Raw genomic sequence first — 20937 nt, 5'->3', positions numbered from 1 at the left:
CCTGACTCACGCCGGGCCAACGCCCATCCGACGCAACAGCGCCTTCTCGATCTCCAGAATAACCAACACGGCCACCCCGGCCAGCACCACCAGCACACCGGTCGCAAGCGGCAACGCTTCGGACGCGAACAGCGACTGCATGAACGGCGCGTAGGTGAACATCAGCTGCAGGGCGAACACACCGAACACCGCCACCAGCACCCGCGGCGTACCCTTGACGCCCTGCACGGTGAAGGAAGGCGCCTTCAGATAACGCACGCTGAACAGATAGAACACCTCCATGCACACCAGCGTGTTGACTGCGACGGTGCGTGCCGCCTCGATCGTCGCGCCCTGCGTCAGCATCCACTGGTACATGCCGAAGATGCCGGCGAGAAACAGCGCGGAAACGAAGAAGATCCGCCAGATGACGAAGCGCGACAGCATCGGCTCGTCCGGCCGCCGCGGCGGCCTCTGCATTACATCCGCCTCGGTCGGTTCGAACGCCAGTACCATGGCCAACGCCACCGAGCTGACCATGTTGACCCACAACACCTGCACCGGCGTGATCGGCAGCGCGATACCGAGCAGCACCGCCAGCAGCAGCGACAGCGACTCGCCGCCGTTGATCGGCAGCAGGAAGGTCACAGTCTTGCGCAGGTTGTCGTAGACGGTGCGCCCCTCCTCCACCGCATGGGCGATGGAAGCGAAGTTGTCGTCCGCCAGCACGATGGCGCCGGCCTGCTTGGCCGCCTCGGTGCCCTTCATGCCCATGGCCACGCCGACATCTGCCTGCTTCAGCGCTGGCGCGTCGTTGACCCCGTCGCCGGTCATGGCGACCACCTCGCCATTGGCCTGCAGCGCACGCACCAGGCGCAGCTTGTGTTCCGGACTGGCGCGGGCGAACACCCGGGCCTCGGCGACGGCCTGGCGCATGGCCGCTTCATCCATCAGCTCCAGCTCCGGCCCGGTGATCGCTTTGATGTCATCCCCCATGCCCAGCTGTCTGGCAATGGCACTGGCAGTGACGCCGTGGTCGCCGGTAATCATCACCACACGAATGCCAGCTGCACGGCACTGTGCCACCGCACGGATCGCCTCGTCACGCGGCGGATCGATAATGCCGACCAGCCCGAGCAGGGTCAGCTCGCTGGCAACGTCGGCATGCTCGATCGCTTCCTTGCCGGCCGGCAGCCTGCGCCGCGCCAGGGCCAGCACGCGACGACCGGCCCGCGCCTGCGCCTCGACCTGTTCATGCCAGTGCGACTGATCCAGCAGCCGCTCCTGGCCGTCGGCCTCAAGCTGCCGCGCGCACATGGCCAGGACCCGTTCCGGCGCGCCCTTGACCAGCACTTCGCTGCCGCCTTCGCAGGCGTGCAGAGTCGCCATGAAGCGGTGTTCCGACTCGAAGGGAATCACGTCCAGCCGCGGGCGGTCGACGTGGAGGTTGGCCGGCGACAGTCCTGCCTTCATCGCCAGGGTCAGCAACGCGCCCTCAGTGGGGTCGCCGGCAAGGGTCCACAGTCCGTCCTTCTCGTGCAGGCTGGCGTCGTTGCACAGCGCCGCGGCTTCGGCAAGCGCGCTGGCTGCCGGCGTGCGCGCTGCCAGGGCCGCCGGTTCGACTGCGTCGCCCTCGAACAGCAACGCACCTTGCGGTGCATAGCCCGCGCCTTCGACCTCCAGTGCCTGCCCGGCGCAGATCACTTCCTGCACCGTCATCTCGTTGCGCGTCAGGGTGCCGGTCTTGTCCGAGCAGATCACCGTCACCGAGCCCAGCGTCTCCACCGCCGGCAGGCGCCGGATCACTGCATTGCGACTGGCCATACGCTGCACGCCGATGGCCAGGGTGATGGTCATGATCGCCGGCAGCCCCTCGGGGATCGCCGCGACCGAAAGCCCCACCGCCGCCATGAACATCTCACCGGCGCCCATGCCCCGCACCAGCGTGCCGAACAGGAACAGCAGAGCGCCCGCGGCCAGGATCACGGCTGTCAGCGCCCGGCCGACATCGGACATCTTGCGCAGCAGCGGCGTGGTGCCCTGTTCGACCGATTCCAGCATCGTCCCGATACGCCCGATCTCGGTCGCCGCGCCCGTGGCGACCACCACCGCACGCGCCTGGCCCTGGGTCACCAGCGTGCCGGCATAACCCATGCAAAGCCGATCCCCGATGGAAGCATCGGCGGCCACGGCCTCGACCTGCTTGTCGACTGGAACCGATTCGCCGGTCAGCGCCGCCTCGTCGATACGCAGGTTGCGCGCCTGCAGCAGCCGCACGTCAGCCGGCAGGCTGTCGCCGGAAGCCAGCAGTACCACATCCCCGGGCACCAGCTCGGCGGCATCGAGGTCCTGCTGGCGGCCATCGCGCAACACCACCGCGTGCGGCGCCAGCAGATGCCGAATCGCCTGCAGCGCTTTTTCCGCCTTGCCCTCCTGAACGAAGCCGATCACCACGTTGACCACCACCACCGCCAGGATCACGAAGGTGTCGACCAGATGCCCCATCAGGCCGGTTACCAGCGCCGCGGCGATCAGCACATAAAGCAGAAGATTGTTGAGATGACGCAGCAGGCGCAGCCAGACACTCGCCGGCTTGGCCTCATCGAGCCGATTGGGACCGTATTGCAGCAGGCGCTGCCGGGCCTGTTCGTGGCTGAGGCCGGCGCTCGAGGACTCCAGTTCGAGCAACGCTTCATCGCTCTGCCGAGCATGCCAGCGGTTCGACTGTGTTTGCGGGTCGGGCATTGGATCCCCCTGATTTTGATTCGATGATGCCGGAGGCACCGGCAACGCTGGCCCATCAGAGCCGAAACAGCGCCCCTATGACCACCGCCGCGAAACCGCTTGCAACACTCGCACAACGACCAGATGTCGCACCCCAGCATTGCTGCACGCGCGCGTCGCAGCCGCGCTATTCTTGCCGGTCAGTCATGACCTACCGAGGACGCAGCATGCAAAAAACAGCACTCATCATCGGCTCCTCCCGCGGTCTGGGCCTCGGCCTGGCGAAACAGTTCTGCGCCGCAGGCTGGCAGGTGATCGCCACGGTGCGCAACCCGCAGCACGCCGAAGCCCTCAGCCAGATACCGCAGGTGCGCGTCGAAACGCTGGATATGGACGATGCAGGCAGCGTAGACCAGCTGGCCGCCCGCCTGGCCGGTACCAGACTCGACGTGCTATTCGTCAACGCCGGCGTCGCCGGCCCGCAGGACAAATCGGCCACGCAAGCCACTCAAACAGAAGTCGGCCAGCTGTTCTTCACCAATGCCGTCGCACCGGTGCGCCTGGCCGAGCGGTTGCTGCCGCTGGTCGATTCTGCGCAGGGCGTGATCGTCTTTATGAGCTCCATCCTCGGCAGCGTCGAAACCGGTCCGGGCATGGGCATGGACCTGTACGGCGCGAGCAAGGCCGCGCTGAATCACATGACCCGTACCTTCGTCGCCGGACTGGGCGAGACCCGGCTGACCGTGTTGTCGATGCATCCCGGCTGGGTCAAGACCGACATGGGTGGCGATCAGGCGCCACTGGATGTCGAGACCAGCACGCGCGGTATGCTCGAGCAGGTTACCCAGGCCATTGGACAGGGTGGGCATCGGTATCTGGATTACCAGGGCAATCCGCTGCCCTGGTGATGACGGCCACAAGGGTTATCTCGGGAGTCGGATTGGCCGCTCCCACTACCCAACCCTTGGCAGCCCTGTGACAAATCCACCCCAAACCCTTTATCTTCCTCCCCCGGCGAGGCATCCACCGCTCCGCCTCCTGGATCAGCAGACAGGGCATAACTGAGCTGGCTACTCTGAACTCAACCATTCAGGAGAAAGCCGGCCATGGCTGCTCATCGAATCTGGATCAAGAATCCTCTCGCCCTCTTCACTGCCAACGACCAGAAAGCCCCAGGCGGACTGGTGATCGAAGACGGTGTCATCACCGAACTACTAACCGCTGGCGCCACGCCCGCGCTGCCGGTGGATGAGACCTTCGACGCCCGTGAGCACGTGGTATTGCCGGGGCTGATCAACACCCACCACCACTTCTACCAGACCCTCACCCGCGCCTGGGGGCCGGTGGTCAACGAGCCGCTGTTCAACTGGCTGCTGACCCTCTACCCGGTCTGGGCGCGGCTCACGCCGCAGGCGCTGCAGCTGGCGAGCAAGGTGGCGCTGGCCGAGCTGCTGCTGTCCGGCTGCACCACGGCAGCGGATCACCACTACCTGTTTCCGGGCGGGCTCGAGGACGCCATCGATATCCAGGTCGAGGCCGTCCGCGAGCTGGGCATGCGCGCCATGCTCACCCGCGGTTCGATGAACCTGTCCAAGGAGAACGGCGGCCTGCCCTGCAAGAGCGTGGTGCAGGGCGCCGAGACGATTCTTGCCGACAGCGAGCGGCTGATCGATCGCTACCACGAGCGCGGCGACGGCGCGCAGATCCAGATCGCCCTGGCGCCCTGCTCGCCCTTCTCGGTCACCACCGACATCATGCGTGCCTGCGCCGAGCTGGCCGAAGCGCGCGACGTACGTCTGCATACCCATCTGGCCGAAACGCTCGACGAGCAGGAGTTCTGCGCGCAGCGCTTCGGCATGCGCACCGTGGACTATCTGCAGAGCGTCGGCTGGCTCGGGCCGCGGACCTGGCTGGCGCACGGCATTCACTTCAATCAGGTGGAGATTCACCGCCTGGGCGCGGCCGGGGTCGGCATCTGTCATTGCCCAAGCTCCAACATGCGCCTGGCCTCCGGTATCTGCCACACGCTGGAGCTTGAAGACAAGGGCGCCACCATTGGCCTGGGCGTCGACGGCTCGGCCTCCAACGATGCCTCCAACATGATGCTCGAGGCGCGCCAGGCGCTGTTCATCCAGCGCTTGCGCTACGGCGCCGAGAAGATCACGCCAGAGAAGGTCCTCGGTTGGGCAACCCACGGTTCCGCGCGCCTGCTCGGGCGCAGCGACATCGGCGAACTGGCGGTCGGCAAGCAGGCCGACCTCGCCCTCTTCAGGCTCGACGAACTGCGCTTCTCCGGCAGCCACGATCCCGTCGCCGCGCTGCTGCTGTGCGCCGCCGACCGAGCCGACCGGGTGATGGTTGGCGGCAAGTGGCGCGTCATCGATGGCCAAGTCGAAGGCCTCGACGTGCAGGGTCTGATCGCCGACCACCAGCAGGCGGCCCGGCAGCTGGTAAACGGCTGACCGGCAATGATCGAGGCTTGCACCAAAGCTGGGCGCCGTGGATTACTGGCGCACCAGCGCAAGCCTCGACCAGGCATCAGCGTCGAGTCGAAGCGCCCGCAATCCGGCACAACGAAGGTATCTGTCCAGTTGGTCAGCTTTTTGCTAACCAGCTATCAGCCAACATAGGCTCTGTAGCTAGACAAACAGGAGCGTCATCCGCCATGCAGAACAACACTCGGAAAACCCTGCTGCGTGCACTCGCCGCAGCGATCGGCTTCAGCGCCGCACTGACGACCGCCGCAGCGTCGGCCGCCGATCCGCTGAAGGTCGGCTTCGTCTACATCGGCCCGATCGGCGACCACGGCTGGACCTACCAGCACGAGCAGGGCCGCAAGTACATGGAAGAAAAACTGGGCGACAAGGTGAAGACCAGCTTCGTCGAGAACGTGCCGGAAGGCGCCGATGCCGAGCGGGTCATCCGCAACATGGCCAAGAGCGACTACGACCTGATCTTCACCACCTCCTTCGGCTACATGAACCCCACGCTGAAAGTCGCCAAGCAGTTCCCCAAGGTCACCTTCGAGCACGCCACCGGCTACAAGCAGGCAAAGAACGTCGGCACCTACCTGACCCGTTCCTATGAAGGCCGCTATGTAGGCGGCTTCCTCGCCGCGAAGATGACCAAGACCAAGAAGGTCGGCTACATCGCCTCCTTCCCGATTCCGGAAGTGATCCGCGACATCAACGCCATCCAGCTGGCGCTGGACAAGTACAACCCCGGCACCGAGATCAAGGTGGTGTGGGTCAACACCTGGTTCGATCCGGGCAAGGAAGCCGATGCCGCCAACGCGCTGATCGACCAGGGCGTCGACGTGATCTTCCAGCACACCGACAGCCCGGCCCCCATCCAGGCCGCCGAGCGTCGTGGCGTCTATTCCGTCGGCTATGCCTCGGACATGCAGCACTTCGGGCCCAAGGCCGTGCTGACCTCCATCGTCAACGACTGGGGCCCGCACTACACCAAGTCCGCCGAAGCGGTGATGGCCGGCACCTGGAAATCCGAAGACTTCTGGGGTGGTCTGGCCCAGGACAGCATCAGCCTGCCGATCAGCGATCTGGTGCCGGCCGATGTGAAGACCGAAGCCGAAGCGATCATCGCCAGCATCAAGAGCGGTGAATTCCACCCGTTCACCGGCCCGATCAAGGATCAGGCTGGCGAAGTGCGCATCGCCGAGGGCGAGACCGCCAGCATCAAGGACCTCGCCTCGATGAATTACTACGTCCAGGGCGTCAAGGCTGAAATGCCGAAGTAAGCGTCACCTGCGCCGGCCCAACCGGCGCACTGCGGAATCTCGCGTGCCGTCCCGCCTCCGGGCGAACCGCACGCAGGGGCATTGCCCTCGAAGGCCGCCGGTACGAGAAGACCGGCGGCGCCGTACCCGGAGTCAGCCATGAACTCACTGCCCATCATCGATATTGCCCCGCTCTATAACGCCGACGAAGCCGGCCATCTGGCCGTCGCCGAGGCCATCGACCGCGCCTGCCGCGAGTGGGGCTTCTTCTATATCAAGGGTCATCCGATCAGCGCCGAGCGCATCGCCACCCTCACCGACCATGCCCAGCGTTTCTTTGCGCTGCCCGCCGAAGAAAAGCTGAAGATCGACATCACCAAGAGCCGCCACCACCGCGGCTACGGTGCCGTCGCTACCGAGCAGCTCGACCCGAGCCAGCCGTGCGACCTCAAGGAAACCTTCGACATGGGTTTCCATATGCCTGCCGATCACCCCGAAGTGCTGGCCGAAAAACCACTGCGCGGGCCCAACCGTCATCCGCTCCAGATCGAAGGCTGGACCGAGCTGATGGAGGGCCATTACCGCGACATGCAGGATCTCGCCTGCACCCTGCTGCGTGCCATCGCGCTCGCCCTGGGCATCGAGCGGGACTTCTTCGACAAGCGCTTCGTCGAGCCGATCAGCGTATTCCGCATGATCCACTACCCGCCCCGGCAGACGGCCACTAGCGCCGATCAGCAAGGCGCCGGCGCGCATACCGACTACGGCTGCGTCACCCTGCTCTATCAGGACCAGGCCGGCGGCCTGCAGGTGCAGAACGTCAGGGGCGAATGGATCGACGCGCCACCCATCGAAGGCACCTACGTGGTCAACATCGGCGACATGATGGCGCGCTGGAGCAATGATCGTTACAAGTCGACGCCACATCGCGTGATCAGCCCGCTGGGCGTGGATCGCTATTCGATGCCGTTCTTCGCCGAGCCGCATCCAGACACCGAAATCGCCTGCCTGCCCGGCTGCTACGACGAAACCAACCCGCCGAAATACCCCAGCACCACCTGCAGCCGATACATGCTCTCGCGCTTCGCCGAGACCTACGCCTACCGACGGCAGGGCGAGGCCGAATCGGCCTGAGCGGGCTTTACTTGCAGTAGGAAAAACCGGGCGATGGCCACCCAGCCCTCGCCCGACCTGCGCGCGCATGCCGCATTGACTTTTGAGTCAGGAATAAGTTGACCGAAAAGTCAGATAGCGATAATTTGCGCGTCAGAACAACAACAGTCGGAGGCACCGCCTTGATCCAGTTTCTCCTCAATCGTGAGCTGCGCAGCGAGCAGACTCTCGACCCCAACACCACGGTGCTGCAGTACCTGCGCGAACACCGCGGCAAGACGGGCACCAAGGAAGGCTGTGCCTCCGGCGACTGTGGCGCCTGTACCGTCGTGGTCGGCGAACTGGTCGGCGATCGGCTGCGCTACCGCACTCTGAATTCCTGCCTGACCTTCGTCTGCGCTCTGCACGGCAAACAGCTGATCACCGTCGAAGACCTCAAGCATCAGGGTCAGCTGCACAGCGTCCAGCAGGCGATGGTCGATTGCCACGGCTCGCAGTGCGGCTTCTGTACTCCCGGCTTCGTCATGAGCCTGTTCGCCTTGCAGAAGAATCGCGGCGACGGCGTGCAGACCTACGATCCACACCAGACCCACGAAGCCCTGGCCGGAAACCTCTGCCGCTGCACCGGCTATCGCCCGATTCTCGAAGCCGCCGAACAGGCCTGCTGTGCTAAGCAGCCGGACCAGTTCGATGCCCGCGAAGCCGAGACCATCGCCCAGCTGCAGCGCATCACGCCGCGCGAAACCGCCGAACTCAGCGACGGCGAAAAGCGCAGCCTGTCGCCGCTGACGGTCGCTGAGCTGGCCGAGCTGTATGCCGCCAATCCGCAAGCGCGGCTGCTCGCCGGCGGCACCGACTTGGCCTTGGAGGTCACCCAGTTCCATCGCGAGCTGCCGGTGATGATCCATGTCGGCCAGATCACCGAGATGAAACAGGTCCAGATCACCGACCGTCATATCGAGATCGGTGCAGCCGCACCGCTGACCGACTGCTACGCCGCGCTGGCTGCCGAGTACCCGGACTTCGGCGATCTGCTGCAGCGCTTCGCCTCGCTGCAGATCCGCAATCAGGGCACGCTGGGCGGCAACATCGGCAACGCCTCGCCCATCGGCGATGCCCCACCGCTGCTGATCGCCCTAGGCGCCGAGGTCGTGCTGCGCAAGGGCGATGTCAGCCGTACCCTGCCGCTGGAAGATTACTTCCTCGACTACAAGGTCACCGCACGCCAGCCCGGCGAGTTCATCGAGCAGATCATCGTGCCGCGCGCCACGCCGGATCGCCTGTTCCGTGCCTACAAGGTTTCCAAACGACTGGACGACGACATCTCCGCGGTCTGCGCCGCGTTCGATCTCAAAATCACTGATGGCATGATCGCCGATGCCCGCGTCGCCTTTGGCGGCATGGCGGCGATCCCAAAACGCGCCGCGGCCTGCGAGGCGACTCTGAACGGCGCGCCCTGGAACCAGCAAACCGTGGAGGCGGCCTGCGATGCGCTGGCCGAGGATTTCACGCCGCTGACCGACTTTCGCGCCAGCCGCGAATATCGCCTGCTGGTCGCGCAGAACCTGCTGCGTAAATGCTTCCTCGAACAACACGCACCGAAAACCGAAACGAGGGTGACCGCTTATGTCTAACCACGTAACCACCCGCACTCAGGAAGAAATCGCGGCGCTGTTTACCGAAGATCTGGTCACCGGCGTCGGCAAGAGCGTCAAGCACGACAGCGCGCCCAAGCATGTCTCTGGCGAGGCGGTGTACGTCGACGACCGCCTGGAGTTTCCCAATCAGCTGCATATTTATGCTCGCATGAGCGACCGGGCCCACGCCCGCATCGTCCGCATCGACACGGCGCCGTGTTATGAAGTGCCGGGCGTGGCCATCGCCATCACCGCTCAGGATGTACCCGGGCAGCTGGATATCGGCGCCGTATTGCCCGGCGATCCACTGCTGGCCGACAGCAAGGTCGAATACATCGGCCAGCCGGTGATCGCCGTCGCGGCCGACAGCCTGGAAACCGCGCGCAAGGCGGCCATGGCCGCAATCATCGAATACGAGGATCTGGAGCCGGTGCTCGACGTGGTCGAGGCGCTGCACAAGAAGCACTTCGTGCTCGACAGCCACACCCACCAGCGTGGTGACTCGGCCACGGCCCTGGCCAGCGCGCCGCGTCGGCTGCAGGGCTCGCTGCACATCGGCGGGCAGGAGCACTTCTATCTGGAGACCCAGGTTTCCTCGGTCATGCCCACCGAGGACGGCGGCATGATCGTCTTCACCTCGACGCAGAACCCCACCGAGGTGCAGAAGCTCGTCGCTGAGGTGCTCGGCGTTTCGATGAACAAGATCGTCATCGACATGCGCCGCATGGGCGGCGGCTTCGGCGGCAAGGAAACCCAGGCCGCCGGCCCGGCATGCATGTGCGCGGTGATCGCACACCTCACCGGTCGGCCGACCAAGATGCGTCTGCCACGCATGGAAGATATGACCATGACCGGCAAGCGCCACCCGTTCTATGTCGAGTACGACGTCGGTTTCGATGACGACGGTCTGCTGCATGGCATCGAGATCGACCTTGCCGGCAACTGCGGCTACTCGCCGGACCTCTCCGGCTCCATCGTCGACCGCGCCATGTTCCACTCCGACAACGCCTACTACCTGGGCGACGCCACCATCAACGGCCATCGCTGCAAGACCAACCTCGCCTCGAACACCGCCTACCGCGGCTTCGGCGGCCCGCAAGGCATGGTCGCCATCGAGGAAATCATGGATGCCGTGGCCCGCGAGCTGGGCAAGGACCCGCTCGAGGTGCGCAAGCGCAACTACTACGGCAAGACCGAGCGCAACGTCACCCACTACTACCAGACCGTCGAGCACAACATGCTCGAGGAGATGACCGCCGAGCTGGAAGCCAGCAGCGAATATGCAAAGCGACGCGAAGATATCCGCGCGTTCAATGCCGCGAGCCCCATCCTGAAAAAGGGCTTGGCGCTGACCCCGGTGAAATTCGGTATCAGCTTCACCGCCAGCTTTCTCAACCAGGGTGGCGCGCTGGTGCACGTCTACACCGACGGCAGCATCCACCTGAACCACGGTGGCACCGAGATGGGCCAGGGCCTGAACACCAAGGTCGCCCAGGTGGTGGCCGAGGTGTTCCAGGTCGACATCGAACGCATCCAGATCACCGCGACCAATACCGACAAGGTGCCGAACACCTCGCCGACTGCCGCCTCCAGCGGCACCGATCTCAACGGCAAAGCGGCGCAGAACGCGGCGCAGACCATCAAGCAGCGACTGGTGGAGTTCGCCGCGCGCAAGTGGCAGATATTCGAAGAAGACATCGAGTTCAAGAATGGCCAGGTGCGCCTGCGCGACCAGTACATCGGCTTCGAGGAGCTGATCCAGCAGGCCTATTTCGGCCAGGTTTCGCTGTCGTCCACCGGTTTTTACCGCACTCCGAAGATCTACTACGACCGCAGCCAGGCGCGCGGGCGGCCGTTCTACTACTTCGCCTACGGCGCTGCCTGCTCGGAAGTGATCGTCGATACCCTGACCGGCGAATACAAGATGCTGCGCAGCGACATCCTGCATGACGTCGGCGCCTCGCTGAACCCGGCCATCGACATCGGCCAGGTCGAAGGCGGCTTCGTCCAGGGTCTGGGCTGGCTGACCATGGAAGAGCTGGTCTGGAACGACAAGGGCAAGCTGATGACCAACGGCCCGGCCAGCTACAAGATCCCGGCGGTGGCGGACATGCCGCTGGATCTGCGCGTGAAGCTGGTGGAGAACCGCAAGAACCCCGAAGACACCGTGTTCCACTCCAAGGCCGTGGGCGAGCCGCCGTTCATGCTCGGCATCTCGGTCTGGTGCGCGATCAAGGACGCCGTCGCCAGCCTGGCCGACTACCGGGCGCAGCCGCAGATCGATGCTCCGGCGACCCCCGAGCGCGTGCTCTGGGGCGTGGAACAGATGCGCAAGTTGAAGCAGGCGGCGGGCAAGCCTGCGGCAACGCAGACGACCCCGGCCTGACGTAGGGTGGACAACGCTGTGCTTGTCCACCGTTAGCGCAACACGAATGTCCCGGTGGCGGCGCTTTGCACGCGCCACCGGGCAATACGAAGGACAGAACCATGAGCAACACGGTCTGGATCGACGCCCTCGCCGAACTGCAACAACAAGGCGAACCCTGCGTGCTGGTGACCATCATTGAGGAGCGCGGCTCCACGCCGCGCAATGCCGGCTCGAAGATGGTCGTCAGCCGCGAACGGCTGTACGACACCATCGGCGGCGGCCATCTGGAATACAAGGCGCAAGAGATCGCCCGCGAGATGCTGGAAAAACGCAGCCGCGACACCCGCCTCGAGCGTTTCTCCCTCGGCGCCAGCCTCGGACAGTGCTGCGGTGGCGCCACGGTGCTGCTGTTCGAGCCCATGGGCCAGCCGCAGGCGCATATCGCCGTGTTCGGCGCAGGGCATGTCGGGCGCGCGCTGGTGCCGCTGCTGGCCAGCCTGCCGTGCAAAGTGCGCTGGATCGATTCGCGCGATAACGAATTTCCTGCCGAGATTCCGCGCGGCGTGGAAAAGGTGGTCAACGACGATGTGGTCGAGGAAGTGGATAACATGCCCGCCGGCAGCTACTTCATCGTCATGACCCACAATCATCAGCTGGACCTGGAGCTGACCGCCGCGATCCTTTCGCGCAACGATTTCACCTACTACGGGCTGATCGGCTCAAAGAGCAAACGCGCCAGGTTCGAACACCGCCTGCGGGACCGTGGCTTCCAGGCCGAAACTGTGCAACGCATGCGCTGCCCGATGGGCATCGCCGAGGTGAAGGGCAAGCTGCCGGTGGAGATCGCCGTGTCCATCGCCGGCGAAGTGATCGCCACTTACAACGCCAACTTTGGTGAGAAAGCCGAGGACGGTGAAAAGCCGGTGCCGATGCTGGTCCCCGCTTCGCGTCGCGCCCAGACAAACTGACCGCCCGATTTCCTCGTTGCAGGCACGCCTCCGGCGGCGGCCTGCCCATGTCAACGCATCACCCTCATATAACGATTTCCGAGAGTCACCATGTCCAGCACCAAAGCCTACCGTGCCGCCCTGCTCCACTGCCTCGCCGATCCACGCGAGGTGGGCATCGAGCAATCCCACGAATACTTCGAGGACGGCCTGCTGATCGTCGAGGACGGCAAGGTCGCACGCATCGGCCATGCCGCCGAGCTGCTGCCGACGCTGGCCGCCGGCACCGAAGTGATCGAATACCCGGACGCGCTGATCACCCCTGGGTTCATCGACACCCATATCCACTACCCGCAGGTCGGCGTGATCGGCTCCTACGGCGCGCAATTGCTGGACTGGTTGGAAACCTACACCTTCCCCAACGAAGGCCGCTTCAGCGACATGGCGCATGCCCGCGAGCAGGCCGAGCTGTTCCTCGGCGAGCTGCTGCGCAATGGCACCACCACCGCGCTGGTGTTCGGCACGGTGCACAAGCAGTCGGTGGATGCCTTCTTCGAAGCGGCGGAAAAGCTCAACCTGCGGATGATCGCCGGCAAGGTGCTGATGGACCGCAATGCACCGGACTTCCTCACCGATACCGCCGAGTCCGGCTACGCCGACAGCCGCGAGCTGATCGAGCGCTGGCACGGCAAGGGCCGCCTGCATTACGCCGTCACCCCGCGTTTCGCCCCGACCAGCACCCCGGAGCAGCTGACCCTCGCCGGCAAGCTGTTCGCCGAATTCCCCGATCTGTACATGCACACGCATATCTCCGAGAACAAGCAGGAGGTCGAATGGGTGAAGGAGCTGTTCCCCGAACGCACGGGGTACCTGGACGTTTACGACCACCACGGCCTGATCGGCCCACGCTCGGTATTCGCGCACGGCGTGCACCTGTGTGACGAAGAATGCAGGCGCCTCGGTGAGACCGGCTCGGCGGTCTCGTTCTGCCCCACCTCCAATCTGTTCCTCGGCAGCGGCCTGTTCGATCTGGCCAAGGTGGAAGGTTTCGGCGTGCGTGTCGGCCTAGGCACCGACGTCGGCGGCGGTACCAGCTTCTCGCAGCTCGCCAGCCTCAACGAGGCGTACAAGGTGCTGCAGCTGCAGGGCCAGAAGCTCGACGCGTTCAAGGCACTCTATCTCGCCACCCTCGGCGGCGCACGCGCGCTCTATCTGGACGACAGGATCGGCAACCTGCAGCCGGGCAAAGACGCCGACTTCGTGGTGCTCGACTACAAGGCAACGCCGCTGATCAGCTATCGCCTGAGCCAGGCGACAACGCTGCAGGAAAAGCTCTTCGCCCTGATGATCCTCGGCGACGACCGCGCGGTGAAGGAAACCTACGCCGCCGGGGTTTCAGTTCACCGCAAGGCTTGCTGACCAGCTGATCGAGAACCTGATCATCAACGGTCGTTTCCATGCTTGATGAGCGCGTGGATCGGTGAAGCGTGATCCACCCTACGGGCCGGAACCACAACCGTCGTTCGTAGGGTGGATGTCGCTTTTACATCCAGCGCCGGATCGCACGGAGCTTGGTGGCGCAAGAATCAATGACCCGCGTTCGACCTTACGGCTTGAGCGCGGCCATCAGCGTGTCGAGATTGTGCTCGAACATCCCGAGATAGGTGCTGGCCGGCCCTTCGCTGGCCAGCGCATCCGAATACAGAGTCCCGCCGACCTTGGCGCCGGCTTCGTCGGCGATCTGGCGGATCAGCCGCGGATCGCGGATGTTCTCCACGAACACCGCTCGCACCCCTTCATTGCGTATCTGCCGGATCAAGGCCGCGACTTCCGCCGCCGAGGGCTCGTCATGGGTGGACAGTCCCTGCGGCGCGATGAACTTCAGCTGCCAGGCCTGCCCCAGGTAGCCGAAGGCGTCATGGCTGGTCACCACCTTGCGCTGGCTGGCCGGCAAACCGGCAATCTGCGCGTCGGCTTTCTTCAGCAATGCGTGCAGGCGCGCCAGGTAGGCATCGCGGCGCTCGATGTAGACATTGAGGTTGGCCGGGTCCAGTTCGCCAAGTGCCTTGGCGATATTGCGCACATAGATTTCGGCATTGGTCAGGCTCTGCCACGCATGAGGGTCAGGAACCATCTCGCCATCTTCATCCAGCATCAGCGGAACAACGCCCGCGCTGGTGTCGATCCGCTTGCCCTTGGGCTCGCTGCTGGCCAGCAGGCGCTCCAGCCAGGGTTCGAAGCCCAGGCCATTGGCGATGATCAGGTCGGCGCGCAATAGCGCCTTGGCGTCGTCCGGGCTGGGCTCGTAGACATGAGCATCGGCATCGGCGTCGACCAGGTTGGTGAGCTCGATATGCTCGCCACCCACCTCGCGGGTCAGGTCGGCGAGGATGCTGAAGCTCGTCACCACCTGCAGTTTTTCAGCGGCTTGCAGTGAGAGCGGGAGCCACAGGGCCAGCGCGATAAGCAGGTAACGCATGTGAATACCTCAAACGGTGATGGGGAAAGGAGTCGAGCGCAGCAGGCCATTTACCGGGCCTGCTACCAGCGAGAACAGATAGAAAACGCCGGCCAGCAGCACGATGCACGGCCCGCTGGGCAAGCCGGCGTAGAAGGAAAGAACCAGCCCCAGCCATACGCACACCGCACCGACCAGCGCGGCAAGCGGTAGCAGGACCAGCAATCTGCGGCTCCAGAAGCGCGCCGCTGCGGCTGGCAGCATCATCAGCCCTACCACCATCAAGGCGCCGATCGCCTGAAAGCCGATCACCAGATTGAGCACCACCAGCGTGAGGAAAGCGGCATGCGCCAACGGACCGAAGCGACTGATGCTGCGCAGGAATAACGGATCGAGGCTGTCCAGCGCCAGGGCGCGATAGCTCAGCGCAAGCACCACCAGACTGAACACCGAGGTGCCGAGCATGCCGTACAGGGTCGCGGTATCGACCGCCAACGCCGAGCCGAACAACAGGTGAAGCAGATCCAGCTTGCGCCCGGCCAGGCCAAGGAGCAGCACGCCGCTGGCCAGCGAAATCGGATACAGCGCGGCCAGGCTCGCGTCCTCGCGTAGCCCGGTGCGCCGTGTGACCCAGGCCGCTGCGCCCGCCATACCGAGACCGGCGACCAAGCCGCCCGCGGTCAATGCTGGCAGGCTCAAGCCGAACAGCCAGAACGCCAATGCTGCACCGGGCAGGATGCCGTGGGCGATGGCATCACCGATCAGACTCATTCGACGCAGAATCAGAAATACGCCCAGCGGCCCCGCGCTGCATGCCAGCGCCACGCCACCGAACAAGGCTCGACGCATAAAGGCAAACTCGCCGAACGGCGCCCAGAGCAAATCCGGCGTCACGCGACTTGCCCAAGCCGTTGCCGCTCGGCCATGAACTGGCGGATCGGTGCCTTGATGCAGCCGCTGCGAGCGATCAGCAACCCGTCACAGTGGTGATGAGTCAGCCCGACTAGGTTATGGCTGACCAGTACCAGCGTCCTCCCTTCGCGCTGCCAACGCTCGATGTGCTGCCAGAGCAAGCCCAGGCCGACATCGTCCAGCGCCGCTTCGGGCTCGTCGAGCAACAGCACCTGAGCATCGGTCAGGCTCAGCCGTGCCAGTAAGGCGCGCTGCAGCTCGCCGCCGGACAATGCATGCAGCCCCTGGGTTTGTAGATCGAGCAGCCCCCAATCCGCCAACGTCTGGCGCAGCCGCGTCCGACGCTCGTCACGCCCGAGCCGGCTGCGCCAGAAACCGGCGCTCACCAGTTCGGCAAGTCGGATCGGAAACTGCCTATCCACATGCTGCTGTTGCGGCAGATAGGAGACACCACCCAGCAGCGGTACTCCCAGCTCTATACGTCCCACCAAAGGGCGATCCAAACCGGCGATTACCTTGAGCAGGCTGCTCTTGCCCGATCCGTTGCTGCCGATGACAGCGGTCAGGCTGCCCGCAGCCAACTGCAGATCCAATGGCGGCGTGAGCGGCCTACCCGAGCCCCATTGCAGGCCGTGGCATTCGATCATCGTTACCTCGGTGTTCAGGATTCAAAACCAGACAATGCGCACCGCTCGCCTCCGATAACAGGAACGAGAGACGCCAATGCGCAACATGTGATAGTTATAACATAACACTAAGGAGATAAATTCAAGCTGACGCACTGAACAGCGCGGCTATGCGCATCGGATCGGAGGCGGGAAGCGTACTGATGCCGTGATCAGTGCTGAATTGGGTTGCAGCGTGCGGTCCTGGCGGGCGATCGGCGCTGGCAGGCCGGCATGGCTCTGCCGCCCACCGCGGCAGGTGATGACTGACGGCGCTGACTCAGAACGAGTCAGCGCGCGGGGCAACGCTAGCGAGCCGTGCGAGGCTTCTTCTTCGCCAGGCCCAGGTGCGAGAAGACCGCATGCAGATCACCCGAGGCACTGTCTTCCTCGAGGTTGAGCTTGCTGTCGATGTGGTCCATGTGGTGCATCATCAGGCGCACCGCCTTGTCACTGTCGCGGGCAGCGATGGCGTCGATCAGTTCATTGTGTTCGTCGTACGAGCAGTGCGAGCGATTGCCGCTTTCATACTGGGCGATGATCAGCGAGGTCTGCGAAACCAGGCTGCGCTGGAAGCTCACCAGCGGCGCGTTCTTCGCCGCCTCCGCCAGCTTGAGGTGAAATTCGCCGGACAGGCGGATGCCCGCCCCGCGATCGCCTCGGTCGAAGCAATCACGCTCATCAGTCACCATCTGCCGCAGCTCGGCGAGTTGCTCGTCGCTGGCGTGCTGCACGGCCAGTTCGGTGATCGCCTTTTCCACCAGCCGGCGGGCGAAGAAGATCTGCCGCGCTTCTTCAACGCTCGGACTGGCCACCACCGCGCCGCGATTGGGCCGCAGCAGCACCACGCCCTCATGGGCCAGGCGCGACAACGCGCGGCGGATGATGGTGCGGCTGACGCCGAATATCTCGCCTAGCGCCTCTTCGCTGAGCTTGGTCCCCGGCGCCAGACGCTGCTCGAGGATGGCATCGAAGATGTGCGCATAAACGATATCGTCCTGCGTCCCGGTGCGAGTCTTGCCGGTCTTGGTCGGCTTCTTCAGGGGCTGCAACTGTTCGTTCATCGATGGCTCGCAAATGAGGTGTCGGCAATGCCGAACTTTACTGGGTTCGCGCCGCTACTGGCAGTTCGCTGGACAAATAAATACGCTGAAACGCCGTTAACCTTGTGCACAATTCACAGCCACAAGGTTTCCCACGCGCAAATCTTTCAGCTCGCGCAGCCCACGCGCATTCAGCGAGACCACCGATTTATTGTTTGCAATTCTTGTATACAAAAGCATAATCCGGAAAGCCTTTCTGACCTTTCGGTCAACTACCGATGCAGATGGCCCACCATCACCCGCCCCTCGGGAGTACTCACGCTCCGGGTGATCGACAACAAGAACGATGAGGAACGCCCAGTGGAAAGCATCAAGCGCAAGCCCCAGGCAGCACCCTTGCAGCGCACCGCCCCCGTTTGGCTGGGCCGCCTGTTCAAGCTCAGCGAACACCGCACCAGTATCCGCACCGAACTGCTCGCCGGCCTGACGACCTTCGTCACCATGGCCTACATCATCTTCGTCAACCCGAACATCATGGCCGACGCCGGCATCGACCACGGCGCTGCCTTCGTTGCCACCTGCATTGGCGCGGCGCTCGGCTGCCTCTTGATGGGGCTGTACGCCAACTGGCCGGTGGGCCTGGCGCCAGGCATGGGCCTCAACGCCTTCTTCACCTACACGGTGGTCGGCGAGATGGGCTACAGCTGGGAGATCGCGCTCGGCGCGGTGTTCATCTCGGGCGTGCTGTTCATGATCATGAGCCTGTCGCGCATTCGCGAATGGTTGCTCAACAGCATCCCCATGAGCCTGCGCTTCGCCATGGGCGCCGGCGTCGGCCTGTTCCTCGGCCTGATCGGCCTGAAGACCGCCGGCATCGTCGTCGACAGCCCGGCGACATTGCTGACCATGGGCTCGTTCGCCGAGCCGTCGGCGCTGCTGGCCGCGGTGTGCTTCCTGATGATTGCGGTCCTCAGTCACCGCAATGTCTTCGGCGCGATCCTGGTCAGCATGCTGGTGGTCACCGGTATCGGCTGGGCGCTTGGTCTGGTCGAGTACAACGGCCTGATGTCAATGCCGCCGAGCCTGGCACCGACCTGGCTGGCCATGGATATCGCCGGCGCGCTCAACGTGGCGATGGTCAGCGTGATCCTCGCCTTCCTCTTCGTGAACATGTTCGACACCGCCGGCACCCTGATGGGCGTCGCCCACCGCGCCAACCTGGTCAACGAGGACGGCAAGATCGAGAACCTCTCCCGCGCGCTGAAGGCCGATAGCAGCTCCAGCGTGGTCGGCGCCTTCGTCGGTTGCCCGCCAGTGACCAGCTACGTGGAAAGCGCCGCGGGCGTCGCCGCCGGCGGCCGCACCGGGCTGACCGCAGTGACCGTCGGCGTGCTGTTCCTTATTGCCATGTTCTTCGCCCCGCTGGCCGGCATGATTCCCGCCTATGCCACCGCCGGCGCGCTGATCTACGTGGCGATGCTGATGATGAGCGGCCTGGCGAATATCGACTGGAAGGACCACACCGACACCATCCCGGCCATCGTCACCGTGGTGATGATGCCGCTGACCTTTTCCATCGCAAACGGCATCGCCCTGGGCTTTCTGACCTACGCGACGCTCAAGCTGCTGACCGGCCAGCGTGACAAGGTGTCGATCAGCCTGTATGTGCTGTGTGTGATCTTCATCGCCAAGTTCGCGTTTCTCTGAACCGGGCCGGCAGCGTCCGGCTCACCTACGGCCCCACTGCTTCGCGGTGGGGCTTTTGGATTGGCTATAGGAGGCCGTCATGACCCTGGAGATGTGGCTGTTGTTCGCCGGTGCGGCGCTGGTGGTGATCCTGATCCCCGGGCCGCTGTCGCTGTTGATGATCAGCAACAGCCTGAACTACGGAGTACGCCGCTCCTGGCCAGCCTTTCTCGGCGGTGTGACAGCGTCCATCGCCCTGCTCAGCGCCTCGGCGCTGGGGCTAGGCGCGTTGCTGATGGCCTCCGAGCGCCTATTCAGTGCACTCAAGCTGGTCGGCGCGCTGTACCTGTTCTATCTGGCTTGGCAGAGCTGGCAAGAGGCGCGCCAGGCACCCGCTGCCCGCGAGATCGAGAGCCCTGCCCTCACCCCTCGTTTCAATCGATTGTTCGGCCGGGCGTTCATCCTTGGTGGCAGCAATCCGAAGGACATCCTCTTCTTTGCCGCCTTCCTGCCGCAGTTTCTCAGTGCCGGCCAGCCGTTGTTGCCACAGCTGTTGGTGATGATCGTTACCTGGGCCGTGCTCGATCTGCTCTGCAAGCTGGCCTACGGGTTGGGCGCGCAGGGGGCGGCACGTTACCTGCGCACCGGGAAGGGGCATGTGTGGTTCAACCGGACAAGTGCGGCGCTGTTTGGGGGCGCGGGGGCAACGTCTTTGATGAGCCGGTAGCGCTCTGCAGCTAGCCCCCTAGCCAGGCTCCTGGCTGAGGCATTGGTTCCGCGCTGCTGGGCAATTCATTTTTCCAGTCGCGGAAGATGAACGTCGCCTGCTAGACCGTGCAACTAGGAGCAAGCAATGCGCGTTTTCTTTCGTCGCTTAGAAGTGAGGAAAGCGCGGCGCCATCGCGCGAATCTCACGCCACAGGTGCCTAGGTCACTCAGGCTAAAAATCAGCGCCGAGCGCCTCACGCAGACCATACTCACCCCATAAAAAACCCGCCATTATGGCGGGCAAAGGGACTCCACAAGAGTCAGCACTGAACGGAAAAGCGACTAGCTACCCCGATACGTCGAATAGCTATACGGCGATACCAACAACGGCACGTGGTAATGCTCCTGCGCCGAATCGATCCCGAAGCGCAGCACCACCACATCGAGAAACGCAGGATTCGCCAGGGCCACACTGCGGCGGCGGTAATAGTCGCCGGCACTGAACTGCAGCTGGTAGACACCGGACAGGTAATCCGCACCTTCCAGCAATGGACTGTCGCAGCGCCCATCGGCATTGGTCTCACGGGTTGCGATCAGGGTCAGCGCCTGATCCTCGACGCGATACAGCTCCACCTTGATTCCGCTGCCCGGGCAACCGTGGGCGGCGTCGAGTACGTGTGTGGTCAATCGGCCCACGGGCACCTCCGCTTCATTGAATGGAAACTGCCCCGAGCATAACCATCCGCCCCACATCGCTCAAGACAATCTGCAGATATTTTTGTATACAGTTTTTCAAGCATCGTTTGGCCCGTTACCTGCAAGCTGCAGATGGCTCTGAGCATGGTTAATCGCGACACGGCAGATACCAGCTATAGCGAAAGGATGAAAATTGCTATTTACAAAGCCCCATTCAATTTGTATACAATCCAGTCATCCGGTCGTGCCATGACGACCCGCCATA

The 20937-nt window shown here is 64.0% G+C and carries 16 protein-coding genes; 10 read left to right on the top strand and 6 right to left on the bottom strand.

The annotated features are described in order from the left end of the window. Window positions 1-6: 6 nt before the first annotated feature. On the bottom strand, window positions 7-2724 hold the full coding sequence (locus RT582_RS10900) for an HAD-IC family P-type ATPase (RefSeq protein ID WP_313477379.1): 2718 nt from the start codon (window positions 2722-2724) through the stop codon (window positions 7-9). A 206-nt stretch (window positions 2725-2930) separates the two neighbouring features. Between RT582_RS10900 and RT582_RS10895 the strand changes: the two genes are divergently transcribed. The 8 genes from RT582_RS10895 to guaD all read left to right on the top strand — a co-directional run bounded on the left by RT582_RS10895 (window position 2931) and on the right by guaD (window position 13923). Continuing rightward, window positions 2931-3611, top strand: a complete 681-nt coding sequence (locus RT582_RS10895) for an SDR family oxidoreductase (protein WP_125862693.1) — start codon at window positions 2931-2933, stop codon at window positions 3609-3611. 198 nt (window positions 3612-3809) lie between these two features. Next, window positions 3810-5165 (top strand): 8-oxoguanine deaminase, encoded by a 1356-nt coding sequence (locus RT582_RS10890; protein ID WP_125862692.1) that lies wholly within the window; start codon window positions 3810-3812, stop codon window positions 5163-5165. A gap of 203 nt (window positions 5166-5368) precedes the next feature. Then, entirely contained in the window at window positions 5369-6460 is a 1092-nt protein-coding gene (locus RT582_RS10885; protein WP_125862691.1) for a BMP family ABC transporter substrate-binding protein, read from the top strand. Between the two features lie 138 nt (window positions 6461-6598). After that, on the top strand, window positions 6599-7573 hold the full coding sequence (locus RT582_RS10880) for a 2-oxoglutarate and iron-dependent oxygenase domain-containing protein (protein WP_313477373.1): 975 nt from the start codon (window positions 6599-6601) through the stop codon (window positions 7571-7573). 161 nt (window positions 7574-7734) lie between these two features. Further along, a complete protein-coding gene (gene xdhA, locus RT582_RS10875; protein ID WP_313477371.1) occupies window positions 7735-9186 on the top strand; it encodes a xanthine dehydrogenase small subunit in 1452 nt (483 codons plus the stop codon). After that, entirely contained in the window at window positions 9179-11575 is a 2397-nt protein-coding gene (gene xdhB / locus RT582_RS10870; RefSeq protein ID WP_313477368.1) for a xanthine dehydrogenase molybdopterin binding subunit, read from the top strand. The genes xdhA and xdhB overlap by 8 nt, the downstream gene beginning before the upstream one ends. A gap of 101 nt (window positions 11576-11676) precedes the next feature. Further along, window positions 11677-12525: a xanthine dehydrogenase accessory protein XdhC gene (gene xdhC, locus RT582_RS10865; protein ID WP_313477366.1), complete on the top strand. Its 849-nt coding sequence runs from the start codon at window positions 11677-11679 to the stop codon at window positions 12523-12525. Window positions 12526-12615: 90 nt separating this feature from the next. Beyond that, complete coding sequence (gene guaD, locus RT582_RS10860; RefSeq protein ID WP_125862686.1) at window positions 12616-13923, top strand: guanine deaminase; 1308 nt, start codon at window positions 12616-12618, stop codon at window positions 13921-13923. Between the two features lie 187 nt (window positions 13924-14110). Here guaD and RT582_RS10855 read toward each other — a convergent pair whose 3' ends face one another. The 4 genes from RT582_RS10855 to RT582_RS10840 form a co-directional block, all read right to left on the bottom strand. After that, entirely contained in the window at window positions 14111-14983 is an 873-nt protein-coding gene (locus RT582_RS10855) for a metal ABC transporter substrate-binding protein (protein ID WP_125862685.1), read from the bottom strand. A gap of 9 nt (window positions 14984-14992) precedes the next feature. After that, window positions 14993-15811 carry a metal ABC transporter permease gene (locus tag RT582_RS10850; RefSeq protein ID WP_185744001.1) on the bottom strand — a complete coding sequence of 273 codons (819 nt, stop codon included), beginning with the start codon at window positions 15809-15811 and terminating at the stop codon, window positions 14993-14995. Between the two features lie 41 nt (window positions 15812-15852). Further along, entirely contained in the window at window positions 15853-16521 is a 669-nt protein-coding gene (locus tag RT582_RS10845; protein ID WP_125862683.1) for a metal ABC transporter ATP-binding protein, read from the bottom strand. Window positions 16522-16847: 326 nt separating this feature from the next. Next, window positions 16848-17603 (bottom strand): GntR family transcriptional regulator, encoded by a 756-nt coding sequence (locus tag RT582_RS10840; protein WP_125862682.1) that lies wholly within the window; start codon window positions 17601-17603, stop codon window positions 16848-16850. 339 nt (window positions 17604-17942) lie between these two features. On the opposite strand from RT582_RS10840, the gene RT582_RS10835 reads away from it, so the two are divergent. Both RT582_RS10835 and RT582_RS10830 read left to right on the top strand, forming a co-directional pair. Next, window positions 17943-19289, top strand: coding sequence for an NCS2 family permease (locus RT582_RS10835; RefSeq protein ID WP_125862681.1), 1347 nt, complete (start codon window positions 17943-17945; stop codon window positions 19287-19289). Window positions 19290-19368: 79 nt separating this feature from the next. After that, entirely contained in the window at window positions 19369-19995 is a 627-nt protein-coding gene (locus RT582_RS10830; RefSeq protein WP_313477359.1) for a LysE family translocator, read from the top strand. 323 nt (window positions 19996-20318) lie between these two features. Here the strand turns inward: RT582_RS10830 and uraH are convergent, their stop codons facing one another. Further along, window positions 20319-20729 (bottom strand): hydroxyisourate hydrolase, encoded by a 411-nt coding sequence (uraH, locus tag RT582_RS10825; protein ID WP_185744000.1) that lies wholly within the window; start codon window positions 20727-20729, stop codon window positions 20319-20321. Window positions 20730-20937: the final 208 nt, after the last annotated feature.

Source organism: Stutzerimonas kunmingensis, assembly GCF_032106285.1.
Classification (GTDB): Bacteria; Pseudomonadota; Gammaproteobacteria; order Pseudomonadales; family Pseudomonadaceae; genus Stutzerimonas; species Stutzerimonas kunmingensis_B.
This window is presented reverse-complemented; position numbering and strand designations above follow the sequence as displayed.